Annotated in this window: 14 protein-coding genes and 1 pseudogene; 5 read left to right on the top strand and 10 right to left on the bottom strand. The window is 66.2% G+C overall.

Translation table 11 applies throughout. The features are described 5' to 3' along the window. Together QE494_RS15520 and QE494_RS15515 are read left to right on the top strand one after the other, a co-directional pair. Positions 1-259 (top strand): annotated as a pseudogene (locus tag QE494_RS15520) (SDR family NAD(P)-dependent oxidoreductase); the annotation flags it as partial. Between the two features lie 98 nt (positions 260-357). Then, positions 358-840 carry a type III secretion system chaperone gene (locus tag QE494_RS15515; RefSeq protein WP_300044635.1) on the top strand — a complete coding sequence of 161 codons (483 nt, stop codon included), beginning with the start codon at positions 358-360 and terminating at the stop codon, positions 838-840. 20 nt (positions 841-860) lie between these two features. On the opposite strand, the gene QE494_RS15510 is transcribed toward QE494_RS15515, so the two are convergent. The 4 genes from QE494_RS15510 to sctD are packed head-to-tail and all read right to left on the bottom strand — an operon-like array spanning position 861 to position 3343. Beyond that, positions 861-1307 carry an ATP-binding protein gene (locus tag QE494_RS15510; RefSeq protein ID WP_300044633.1) on the bottom strand — a complete coding sequence of 149 codons (447 nt, stop codon included), beginning with the start codon at positions 1305-1307 and terminating at the stop codon, positions 861-863. Between the two features lie 45 nt (positions 1308-1352). Continuing rightward, the gene (locus QE494_RS15505; protein ID WP_300044630.1) at positions 1353-1589 is read right to left on the bottom strand and encodes a hypothetical protein; all 237 of its coding nucleotides are present in this window, start codon (positions 1587-1589) and stop codon (positions 1353-1355) included. Positions 1590-1628: 39 nt separating this feature from the next. Further along, complete coding sequence (locus tag QE494_RS15500; RefSeq protein ID WP_300044627.1) at positions 1629-1865, bottom strand: hypothetical protein; 237 nt, start codon at positions 1863-1865, stop codon at positions 1629-1631. Between the two features lie 2 nt (positions 1866-1867). After that, a complete protein-coding gene (gene sctD / locus QE494_RS15495; protein ID WP_300044625.1) occupies positions 1868-3343 on the bottom strand; it encodes a type III secretion system inner membrane ring subunit SctD in 1476 nt (491 codons plus the stop codon). A 43-nt stretch (positions 3344-3386) separates the two neighbouring features. Here sctD and QE494_RS15490 point away from each other — a divergent pair, with 43 nt between their 5' ends. Further along, positions 3387-3713: an STAS domain-containing protein gene (locus QE494_RS15490; protein WP_300044623.1), complete on the top strand. Its 327-nt coding sequence runs from the start codon at positions 3387-3389 to the stop codon at positions 3711-3713. A 2-nt stretch (positions 3714-3715) separates the two neighbouring features. Here the strand turns inward: QE494_RS15490 and sctV are convergent, their stop codons facing one another. From sctV to QE494_RS15460, 6 genes are all read right to left on the bottom strand, one after another. Continuing rightward, positions 3716-5818, bottom strand: coding sequence for a type III secretion system export apparatus subunit SctV (gene sctV, locus QE494_RS15485; RefSeq protein WP_300044620.1), 2103 nt, complete (start codon positions 5816-5818; stop codon positions 3716-3718). After that, the gene (locus tag QE494_RS15480) at positions 5815-6144 is read right to left on the bottom strand and encodes a hypothetical protein (protein ID WP_300044618.1); all 330 of its coding nucleotides are present in this window, start codon (positions 6142-6144) and stop codon (positions 5815-5817) included. The genes sctV and QE494_RS15480 overlap by 4 nt, the downstream gene beginning before the upstream one ends. A gap of 3 nt (positions 6145-6147) precedes the next feature. Further along, positions 6148-6579, bottom strand: coding sequence for a hypothetical protein (locus QE494_RS15475; protein ID WP_300044615.1), 432 nt, complete (start codon positions 6577-6579; stop codon positions 6148-6150). Positions 6580-6692: 113 nt separating this feature from the next. After that, positions 6693-7088, bottom strand: a complete 396-nt coding sequence (locus tag QE494_RS15470; RefSeq protein WP_300044612.1) for a hypothetical protein — start codon at positions 7086-7088, stop codon at positions 6693-6695. Between the two features lie 53 nt (positions 7089-7141). Continuing rightward, positions 7142-7453 (bottom strand): TyeA family type III secretion system gatekeeper subunit, encoded by a 312-nt coding sequence (locus QE494_RS15465; RefSeq protein WP_300044609.1) that lies wholly within the window; start codon positions 7451-7453, stop codon positions 7142-7144. Beyond that, positions 7437-8396, bottom strand: coding sequence for a hypothetical protein (locus tag QE494_RS15460; protein WP_300044606.1), 960 nt, complete (start codon positions 8394-8396; stop codon positions 7437-7439). The genes QE494_RS15465 and QE494_RS15460 overlap by 17 nt, the downstream gene beginning before the upstream one ends. 147 nt (positions 8397-8543) lie before the next feature. Here QE494_RS15460 and QE494_RS15455 point away from each other — a divergent pair, with 147 nt between their 5' ends. Both QE494_RS15455 and QE494_RS15450 read left to right on the top strand, forming a co-directional pair. Continuing rightward, positions 8544-8942, top strand: a complete 399-nt coding sequence (locus QE494_RS15455; RefSeq protein WP_300044603.1) for a hypothetical protein — start codon at positions 8544-8546, stop codon at positions 8940-8942. Between the two features lie 232 nt (positions 8943-9174). Beyond that, positions 9175-10122 (top strand): hypothetical protein (locus tag QE494_RS15450; RefSeq protein WP_300044600.1); only part of this gene is annotated, 948 nt, incomplete at its 3' end.

Raw genomic sequence — 10122 nt, 5'->3', positions numbered from 1 at the left:
GATTCATGCCAGCGACGACAGTGAAATGCTGATGGGGGCTTATTTCGACTTCGCCGCCGACCTGTACGGCCTGCCCCGTCCGCCACGCGTGCCGCGGGACGCGGCGCGCGACCAATTGCCCCTCATGCTGCTCAGCTTCATGAGTGAGTCGAGGAGGCTTGACAACCAGCGTCTCAAGAGCGAACTTCGGGTTCTTCTGCGCTATCCCACGGTGCGCGAGGGCTTGGCTGCCGCGCCCCGGCCTCCCAGGCCCGCCTGAGCCACCGAAAGCATTCGACGCAAGCAGTTTCCGCAAGCAGTCGGCGGAATGCGAAGCGTGCGGCGCGTGGTGCTGTCCCCCTAGGAGGATTCAATTCCATGCTTGCATCGTCTGCCGCCGACCAGGCCAACGCCTTGGTTCGCCACCTCGGCGACCAGATCGGCCTTCCCTCGCTCTGCCTTGACCCGCAGGGGGCCTGCATGCTGCTCATTGCTCGGCGCTGGAGTGTGAGCCTGGTTCTCGATGCGGCCCGCGACACGCTCTTCTTGAGTTGCCCGGTCACCGTCCCCGCGCAACTGGCCCGCATCGGCCCAGCCGCCTGGGCGTCCCTGCTGCAAACCCACCACCTGGGTGGGCCTGTTCCAGGCGCCAGCATGGCGGTGGACCCGCAGGGCCGGGTGTGTGTCCAGCAGGCGATGCACCTGCCCTCGGCACCGCCTGCGCAGATACTGGCCACGGTGGAGTCCTTGATCGGCCGGGCGATGAAGTGGGCCGAACTGCTCGCTGCCGCGGCCCGCGAGGGGATGCCACCGCCCGAGGGCCTGGCGCCGCCGGCGCGCCGGCTGCACACGCACGTCTGAGCGGCTCTGCCTGGCTGCGCTCAGTTGGCAGGCTGGGCGAGATGGCGGGTGATCCGGACCTCGTTGATGCCGCCCCCTACCGAATCAGGAAGGCGCCGGTAGTCGAACGCATCCGAGAGCCGCTGCACGAACATCAGTCCCAGCCCACCCACCGGGCGCTCCTCCAGCGGGCTGCTGCGGTCGGGGTTGGGCCCGCGTCGCGGGTCGAAGGCGGGTGCGCGGTCACGCAAGGTCAGAAACAGTGAGGCGCCCCGGACCTCCGCCAGCACCTCCACCCAACCGTCGGGCCGACCCTGGTAGCCGTGCAGCACGATGTTGGTGAACAGTTCATCGAGGATGAGGGTGGCGTCGCGGATGGCGCCCGGGGGTGCGCCATGGTCTTGCAGCCAGGCGTGCAGGGCGTGGGCCATCGGGCCGAACTCCACGCTTCGGCTGCACAGCTCGGCGCGGAAGACCGGCGAGACCATCACAGGGGCACCGGTTTGCAGCGATGCGTCTGGCGTCTGCAGGCGTCAGAAGTTGCGCACGATGCCTTGGAAGGCTTCGGACACTTTTTTCTCGAAGGTCGAAATGAATTCGGCGAAGAAGGAGAACAACTGCATCTCGTACTGAAGGCTCAGCAGCGTGGCCTGGGAGGGCTGGACCGTGGAGTTGGAGATGTCGGTGATCTTCTGGCTGATGGCCGTTTCTGCGTCATTAATGAATTTCGAGGTTTCGTTGTACGCTTGTCCGATGTATGTGGTTGCCATGGTGTGACTCCGTTGTGATGAGGGTTTGGGTTCACGCCTTCATGGGCGCGCAGGGATGCGGGATAAAAAGACCAGGGCGGACTGCAGGGCCTTTTCATAGGCCTCGGCCAGAGGAAAAGTTTCGCGACCAAAGGACTTGGCGGCGATCTGGCGGCCCAGCGCCTCGCGCTGCGTGGAGAGCTCCTGGGCCAGATGCGCCCGAACCCCCTCGCTCTCGGTGCCCAGAAGCCGGGCCTCCAGCGGGCTGAACGGTGTTGTTGCTTCAAATTCCCTCATGACTACCTTTCAAGAGTGATTCGTGCGCCTTCGGCGTTTTCAAACACAACGGCCTCGGGGCGGATGGCCAGCAGCCGCCAGCCGTCGACCTGCCCGTCGACCGTCAGACGACGACCGTCACCGAGAGTGACGAAGGGCATGGTGCCGCCCACGACGCTTCGTAACGCGAAGGGCAGGGCCGTTACCGTCGGCGCGATGAGTCGGGTGATCGACACGCGAAACGGCACGGGGTGTTGCGTGGCCAGGCCCGCCAGAGCGCGCTCCCAGCGCGGCAGCGCCGCCTGCTGAATGCGCACCCTTGCTTCCAGCCGGGTGCCTGTCCATTCGCCCTCTACCTCGGCGAGACCTAGCTCCTTCATAGCCAGCAGCAGTGCCTGGGCTTCGTCTTCGCCGGTGCGCAGGGCGCTCTCCAGGCCCTGTGCCAGGGGCGCGGCCCGCGCCAGAAGCGCCATCAGGGCCTCGCGCTGCCCGGGGCTGGAAACCCGCCCCTGAATTCGGTACCGGCCCTCTCCGGTGGGAACGGCCTCGAGTTGAGTCGCGGGCCCGGTTTCTTGGGTGATCAAGGCCTCATCAAGCTGGGACTGGATCTGGCCCGCAGGGATGATTTGCAGCCGGGGTGGCGTGGGAAGCCGGGCCAGGGCCTCGCGCAGTGACTGCACCTGGCCTTCATCCAAGAATGCGGCCCGCACCCGTAGGCCGGCCAGCCGGTCGGGCTCGACACGGACCCGCTTGCCCAGGCCCAGCGGCTCGATCACTGCGTTGGCCTGGGCCATGGCCTCTGCCGTGGGCGAGCTTGGCCGGCCTGGTGCCGCTCCGGGGGCGACGGCGGGGTCCGTCGGGGGGGGGACCGGGGTCGTGCCTGGCGTGGTGCCCGACGTGGTACCTGCGGTGATGTTGGGCAGGGCGGCCGTGGTGGCAGGCCCCAATGCGTTGATCAGTAGCGTCGCCACCAGGCCGAGCCCACCCAGTGCGGCCAGCACCCAGACCAGCGCAGGCCCGGCGCGGGTGAGCAGATCGGCGAGCCAGCCGGCGCCTCCGCCGACGCCTGTGTCGGTGGCACCGGCCGCGGGATGGGCCCCCTTGCGCGCGCTCCGGCGGGCAGCCCGCTCCGGGTCGGTGTCGCTGGCACCGGGCGCCAGGTCTCCGATCTCGTCCATGGCATCGGGTTCGCGCAGCGGGACATCGTCGCGCCAAGGGCTGTCGGCCTCTTCAATGGCGATGCGCACCGGGCCCAGGTCGACCGCCTCGCCAGGGGAGAGGACGAGTTCACGCTGGGGATCGGCCAGCCAGCGCAGGACCACCGTGCCGTCCTCTCGCGCCTCGATCGCGGCGTGCCGGGCCAGCAGACCCTCGTCGCTCAGGACGAGGTCGCAGGACGGGTCGCTGCCGAGCTGTTGGGGCGTGTCGGGCAGCAAGACGCGCGCTCCGGCATGGGTGCCGGTGAGCACGCGTAGCTCCAACATGCGGTCACGATGCATTATTTGTGTTTAAATTGAATTTCAATAGTAACCAGGAGGTTTCATGATTGTCCACCATGAGTCACGCGGCCCTATGCAAGTGTTCCGTCCCGTTGGCCGGCTCGACAACGCCACCTCGGGCGACCTCGAGGCGCTGCTGGTGGAAAAGCTCGACAGCGGTTGCACCGGCATCGTGCTGGACCTGGCCGACCTGGATTACGTGAGCTCCGCTGGCCTGCGCGTCATCCTCATGACCGGCAAGCGCCTGCGCGGCGCCGGCGGCCGTCTGGTGCTGGCGCGACTGCGCGAAAGCGTGCGCGACCTGTTCGAGATGAGCGGCTTTCTCTCGCTCTTTCCGATCACCGAGAGCGTCGAAGAGGCGGTGGCCTGAGCTCATAGCTCTACCCGCACCAGGGGCTGGATGTTGATGTCGGTGGTGAGCTCCTGGTAGCTCAGCACCGGCAGGTCATAGAGCTCTTGCTCGATGAGCTTGCGCAGGTAGCGGCGGATGTCCATGCTGGTCAGTAGCACCGGCTTTTGCACCCCGCCGCCGCGCTCACCCACGGTTTGCTTGATGCGCTCGACCAGGCGCTTGGCAGTTTGCGGGTCCAGCGCCAGATAGCTGCCCGCGCTGGTTTGCCGGATCGCGCCGCGCAAGGTCTCTTCGACCGCTGGCGCCAGCAGGTAGGCCGGCAGCATGTTCTGGCCACTCGAAAATTTGTGGCTGATGTGGCGCTTGAGGGTCGAGCGCACGTACTCGGTGAGCAGCACCGAGTCTTTCTCTTTCTGCCCCCACTCGATGAGCGACTCGAGCACCGCCCGCAGGTTGCGCACTGAAATATCTTCCGACACCAGGCGCTGCAAGATCTCGGCGATCTTCTGGATCGGCAATACCCGGGTGGCCTCGCGCACCAGGTCGGGAAAGCGCGCCTCCATCGACGACATGAGGAACTTGGTCTCCTGAATGCCCAGAAAGTCGGCCGAGTGCTTCTTGAGCACGAAGGCCAGGTGATAGGCCAGCACCTGGTTGGCGTCCATGCTGGGAATGCGGGCTTGATCGAGGGTTTCCTTCAGCTCGGTCGGGGTCCACAGCGTGGGGATGTTTGGAAGAAAGGGCGCGTCTTTCTCAAACGGCACCCGCATGGCGGTGAGGTTCTCCTCCTTCTCCCGCACCAGCACAAACCCTGGCCGCAGCTTGCCCTGCGCCACCGGCACCTCCGACAGCAAGATGGCGTAGGTCTCACGCGGCAGCGCCTCGTTGAAGCGAAGCTGGATCCCGGGGAAGGGAACACCCAGGTCGTAGTACAGCGCGCGGCGGATTTTCATCAGCTCGTCGTTGAGCGCCTGCGCGCTGAAGCTGTCCTTGAGGTGGCTGGCCACATCCATCAGCAGGGGCACCGTGGGCGAGAACTCGCTGCTGTCGTCCTTGCTCGTCTGGCCGGTGTCGCTGGCGGCCTTGAGGGCTGGCACTTCGGTGACCACGCCAGTGCGGGCGTCCACCGTCCTGCGGGTGCCGCGCAGCAGGGTGACCCCCACACCACCGAGGATGACGGCCAGCGCCGCGAAGGTCAGTATGGGCATGCCGGGGATCAGTCCCATGCCCATGGCCACGACCGAGGCAATGATCAGGGCGCGGGGCTGCGCCAGCAGCTGCGCGCCAATGTCCTTGCCGACGTTGGAAGGGCCTCCTTCTTCCGACTGCACACGGGTCACGATCATGCCGGCGCAGATCGAGATGAACAGCGCCGGAATCTGCGCCACCAGGCCGTCGCCGATGGTGAGGATGGAGTAAGTCTTGACCGCCTGGCCGGCGCTCATGCCCCGCTGCATCATGCCGATCAGGATGCCGCCCAGCAGGTTGACCGCGACGATGATGAGTCCGGCGATCGCGTCGCCCTTGACGAACTTCATCGCGCCGTCCATCGCGCCGTAGAGCTGACTCTCTTTTTCGACGATCGAGCGGCGGCGCTTGGCCTCGTTCATGTCGATGGTGCCGGCGCGCATGTCGCCGTCGATCGACATCTGCTTGCCAGGCATCGCGTCCAGCGAAAAGCGCGCTGCCACCTCGGCCACCCGTTCGGCGCCTTTGGTGATGACCACAAACTGCACGATGGTGAGAATGAGGAACACCACCAGGCCCACCACCAGGTTGCCGCCCACCACGAAGTTGCCGAAGGTTTCGATGATGTGACCGGCGTCGCCGTTGAGCAAAATCAGCCGGGTGGTCGCAATCGAGATGCCCAGGCGGAACAGCGTTGTGACCAGCAGCACCGAGGGAAAGCTCGAGAAGGCCAGGGGCGAAGGCAGGTACATCGCCACCATCAGAAGCAAGGCCGAGACGGTCATGTTGACGCCCACCAGCACGTCCACCAGCCAGGTGGGCAGCGGCAGGATCATCATGAAGGTGATGGCCACCAGCATCACCGCCAGCACGATGTCGTTGCGGCTGGTCGCCAGGAGCACCAGCTTTTGCAGCTGGTCGTTCAATTTGTTCATGTTTCGTTCTCCCGGCGCCGCGCAAGGAACTGCGCCATTTCGATCTGTGCTTCTTCTTTGCGCCCGGCGGCCAGCAGGCCCTGCGCGCGCAGTAGGCCCAGCACCGGCAGCGTGTCGCCCAGCAGGGCGAGCCGGTCCAGCGTCTGCAGGGCCTCGGCCGGCTGGCTGCTGCGCAGCTGGGCGACCGCCAGTGCGCGCAGGGTGGGGGGTTGATTGGGCTGCACCACGTCCAGCCCCTCGAGCAAGGCGACCGACTTGGCCGCCAAGCCGTTTTGCATCAGCAGGTGGGCAAGCAGTGACATGGCCTGGCGTTCTTCGCTTCGCATGGTTCAGCCCTGGTAAAGCGCATGGCGGTAGGTCCAGAGCAGGGCCAGCAGTGCCTCTTGCTCCTCGAGCACGCTGACCGCCTGGCGCAGGCGTCGCTCCCGCCGCCCGCCGTCGCTGCGGCGTCCGGCCAGGCTGCGCCGCAGGCTGGCCTGCGCCATCTGCAGGGCGTCGGCGAACCGGCCGGGCAGCAGCAGACCGGGGTCGTCGATGGCTGGCCGGATGGCGGCATCGACCAGACGGCCCAGGTCGTTGGCCCCCAGCAGCCGCTCGAGCGCCGCCTGGCTTCGTATGTCGGGCGCCGGCGTGGCGCGCCCGTCGGGCAGCTGCGGCGGCGGCGAGTCCTGTTGGGTGACGCTGTCCAGCCCCCGGTCAAAGCGGAAGCGCAGGGCCTCCTGGGTACTGCTTCGTGTGGGAACGGCGGGTGAGCTGGCCATTTGACTGCGGGTGGGACTGCGGGTGGGGTTGCGGGGGGTGGGGGTCGCGGCGAGGGTCTAGGGGAGGGGGTACGGGAGCGTGTAGAGGAGCGTGCTGGCGAGTCGCGCCGCGCTCAGGCCACAGCGCGCAGGGTCTCGCGCCAGCGGCGCAGGAGGTCCATCACCTGCCCGAGGGCCTGGGGCGTGAAGCCGCGCGCCGGGGTTCTGACCAGGAGCACACCCTGTGTGTCAGGGCCGCCGCTGCGCAGACCCACCTGCACCGGCCAGCGCGCGGGCGCCTCCTCGTGGGCCCGCGCGAATGCGGCCTGCACCCAGGCACCGGCCTGGTAACCCACAGGCACCGTCCAGTACACCAGCAACTCGTCTTGCCCATCGCGCAGAACCTGCTCGACCGCCAGCTCGCTGCCGCCGTCGGTCTGCAGGCGCAGGCGGCCCTCGGGATCGGCCTGCAATTGGTCGATGCCGATCTGGCGGCCGAAATCGGCCAGGGTGTCCGCGATCCAGTCCATGGGCGTCTTTCTTGTGTCGATCCTGGGGTCTGAGGGTTGGCCTGGGCGTGGCCTCAGGCGCCGCCACCGGCCTCGGGTGCCTGCAGTTCTTCTTGCTCAATCAACTGGTCCAGCGCCTCCTGCAAGGCGTTCAGCGCTGATTGACGTGCGTCGAGATCGGCGAAGGCCTGCACCGGCATGCCGCGCAAGATGGCCTTGACCTGGATGAGAAAGCGCACCTGCGCGCTGATGTCCTCGGGGAGCCAGCTGTGGGCCAGCCCGCTGAATTTGGCGCTGGTCACCCAGCGCTCGGCGGTGATTGCCACCAAAGCCTTGAACAGATCAAAGGCCCGCAGGTCGGGGTCGGCTTCAACGTTCGTGGCCATGTCCGCCCCTTCTGCCGCCGGTGCCGCGGCCTGTGGGGCCGCCGGCCGTCTCTTCCTCATCCGCTGCGTCACCCCCGGACCGGCCGCGGCGCGGCAGCTTGCCCACCAGGTCACGGCAAGCGGCGAGCACGGTGTTCATGGACTTGAGGTGGAACAGGTCCGAGACCACGGTCTCGAGCAGACGCTCCTGCGACGACAGGCCGCTGCCCAGGCAAGCGCCCAGGGCCTTCATCAAATTGCTGATCGCGCTGTCGAGGCGCTCGCCGGTCTGGCCCGCCAACTGCAAAACCTGCTGCAGCGCCTGGGCCATGCTGGGCGCGCCCAGCACCGTGCGCAGCGCCCCCTGAAACTGGCCCACCTCTTGCGCGGTCTGGCCGTAGGCGGCGGCCGGCTCGATCGTGAGCAGGTGGGTCTGGATCTGGTCGCCGTAGAGCAGGTCGAGGTCGGCGATGGCCGCGTCGAACCGCGCCAGCACCTCCGGGCCCAAGCCCTGGTCGGCAGCCAATTGCCGGGTGTACTGGAACAGAAGGAACTGCTCGGTGGGCTGCTGAAAACGTGGATGCGAACGCGCCAACGCGTAGAGGTTCTCTCCACCGGCCTCGAGCAGGCGCTGGGCCTGCTGCGCCAGCACGGTCTCGTTGGCCCCCTTGGCCGCGTCCTTGTGCGCGCCGTCCAGGTAGGCGCTGATCTGCTCTACGGTGGTGAGCGAGGGTTGGCCCGCGCCCTTCACCACCCGGTCTTCGTGGCGCGCTTTTTCGGCCTTCTCGGCGAAGAGCATGCTCACCTCCTCGGCCGCACTTCCCAGCACTGAATGACCAGCGCGCAACACGGTCACTGTCTCGCCCTGCAGCCGGCCCGCCTGGCTGCGAAGAGACTCGGACAGGCCCGTGCCCAGGCTGGGCACAGCCTGGGTGGCCACGGGGCCGTCGATGCGGTGATTCATTGCGACCGGTAGTAACCACCCCGACAGGGTGGTTCCGGATCCGGTGGGTGCGCGTCTGCTGATGGCCGTCCGTGTGTCGCTGGAGGAAGTCTCGAATCGGGCCTCGTTCTGGAACCCCCTCCGTAGGCAGGTTACAGACAGCTCGCCATGTCCCACACCCTCGAAGAGTTAGAAGCGATGCGCCAGCAAGCCCAGGCAATGCTCGACCGCGCGGAGGCGAGCCACCAGTCTCTCCTCGCGGCGGTGCGCAATCTCGGCGTCAACACCGAAGAGGTCCAAGCCTATTGGCGCTCGGTCGGTCCCTTGTCTGCCGAGGACGAGGCGGGGCTGGCCCGGGTCGTGCAGTCCGTCGCCGAATTTGGCAACGCATTCGGCGACACACCGGCGGGTCAATCCGGCGCCCAGCGCGCTGAAGGCAGTGGCGGAAGTAGTGGTGGAAGTGATGGCGGAATGAATGGCGGAATGAATGGCGGAAGCAGCGCCAATCAACCCGCCGGCACCCCCGCCTCACGCTTGCTCAAGGGGCGCATGGCCTCACGCATTTGAGTGCCATCCCATCACGACGCCATTTTTTACTTATCCAACCCCGCACATTCCCGCAAGGCAAATCATGGCCCTCTCTCCGCCAACCATTAACTCACCTAGTGGGATCAAATCGATAGTTAGAGACAATTTCACCGGGCTTTTCGGCGGCTCGGGAGGTACGGGAGGTACGGGAGGTACGGGAGGTGGCGCAACTTCGGGGAGCAGTACAAGCTCTGGCGGCTCTAACACCACCTTGGATGCCAAGGCCGCGGAGCTCCAGGCCACCTGGGACCGCATCAACGGCGACATTGCCGCTGCCGAAGCCCTCATGCGCACCCCTACCGCCAGCGTACAGGCCAAGTTCGCGTTCGCCATGATCAAGTTTGCCGCCCAGGGCATGCGAGACCTTCAGTTCAAGAAAGAGGCGGTTGACGCGCGGATGGACGAGTCCAAGCTCCGCAAGCAGCTCACCAACAAGCTCACCGAGCTGGAAAACGTCCTCACCACGGCCAACCACAACGGGGCCATCAAGGACATCAAGGACGCGAAGTTACGCACCCGCTGTCTGAAGCTCGCGGCAGAAATCAACACCCTGAGCTTGGAGCTGGGCTATTGCCAGCGTGTTGGCAGCGATGGCAAGCCTGTTCCTCTCCCGCCAGGGGCGGTGCAGCCAGACGAGGCCAAGGACGGCTTGGTGGGCAATGTGGATTCCATCGGCCGTGCTTGGCCGAATGAGGCGTTCAAAGACGCTACGGACCTTTACGCCGACCGGGCGCGCACATCGACCGCCATGTTGTTTGAACTACATCGCGTTGACCTCTCGCTCACCAAATCGAATATTTACGCCACCCAGATATACGGAAGCAAGATTGACTTCACAAAGGAGGGCGACTTGGCCAAGTTCATGGCCGCCTATGACGCCAACAAGACCCAGATCGATACGGGGACCGACAAAACCAAGAAGGCCGCAGTCGCCTGGTTCGATGCCCGCATCCAAACCGTTCGCGACACTGCGTATCGGGACGAACTGCAAACGTTCACTGTTCCGGTCAGCAACGGCATTTCGGAGACGTCGACCATCGCCCAGATCCGGTCGGCGCATACCCGGGTGGACAACGACATCCGCACCGACAGCGACTACCTCAGCCAGGACATGCAGGCGCTTTCCTCGGAGTCTGGCCGGTACGACGCAATCATCAGC

This window comes from Ramlibacter sp., assembly GCF_029866045.1.
Classification (GTDB): domain Bacteria; phylum Pseudomonadota; class Gammaproteobacteria; order Burkholderiales; family Burkholderiaceae_C; genus Ramlibacter.
Note: the sequence above shows the minus strand (reverse complement) of the source record. Positions and strands in the feature narration are given on the sequence as shown.

What these genes read in the sequence shown, in the direction of transcription:
- QE494_RS15515 (WP_300044635.1), top strand. Translation starts at nt 358, where the DNA reads ATGCTTGCATCGTCTGCCGCCGACCAGGCCAACGCCTTGGTTCGCCAC.
- QE494_RS15510 (WP_300044633.1), bottom strand. Translation starts at nt 1,307, where the DNA reads ATGGTCTCGCCGGTCTTCCGCGCCGAGCTGTGCAGCCGAAGCGTGGAG.
- QE494_RS15505 (WP_300044630.1), bottom strand. Translation starts at nt 1,589, where the DNA reads ATGGCAACCACATACATCGGACAAGCGTACAACGAAACCTCGAAATTC.
- QE494_RS15500 (WP_300044627.1), bottom strand. Translation starts at nt 1,865, where the DNA reads ATGAGGGAATTTGAAGCAACAACACCGTTCAGCCCGCTGGAGGCCCGG.
- sctD (WP_300044625.1), bottom strand. Translation starts at nt 3,343, where the DNA reads ATGCATCGTGACCGCATGTTGGAGCTACGCGTGCTCACCGGCACCCAT.
- QE494_RS15490 (WP_300044623.1), top strand. Translation starts at nt 3,387, where the DNA reads ATGATTGTCCACCATGAGTCACGCGGCCCTATGCAAGTGTTCCGTCCC.
- sctV (WP_300044620.1), bottom strand. Translation starts at nt 5,818, where the DNA reads ATGAACAAATTGAACGACCAGCTGCAAAAGCTGGTGCTCCTGGCGACC.
- QE494_RS15480 (WP_300044618.1), bottom strand. Translation starts at nt 6,144, where the DNA reads ATGCGAAGCGAAGAACGCCAGGCCATGTCACTGCTTGCCCACCTGCTG.
- QE494_RS15475 (WP_300044615.1), bottom strand. Translation starts at nt 6,579, where the DNA reads ATGGCCAGCTCACCCGCCGTTCCCACACGAAGCAGTACCCAGGAGGCC.
- QE494_RS15470 (WP_300044612.1), bottom strand. Translation starts at nt 7,088, where the DNA reads ATGGACTGGATCGCGGACACCCTGGCCGATTTCGGCCGCCAGATCGGC.
- QE494_RS15465 (WP_300044609.1), bottom strand. Translation starts at nt 7,453, where the DNA reads ATGGCCACGAACGTTGAAGCCGACCCCGACCTGCGGGCCTTTGATCTG.
- QE494_RS15460 (WP_300044606.1), bottom strand. Translation starts at nt 8,396, where the DNA reads ATGAATCACCGCATCGACGGCCCCGTGGCCACCCAGGCTGTGCCCAGC.
- QE494_RS15455 (WP_300044603.1), top strand. Translation starts at nt 8,544, where the DNA reads ATGTCCCACACCCTCGAAGAGTTAGAAGCGATGCGCCAGCAAGCCCAG.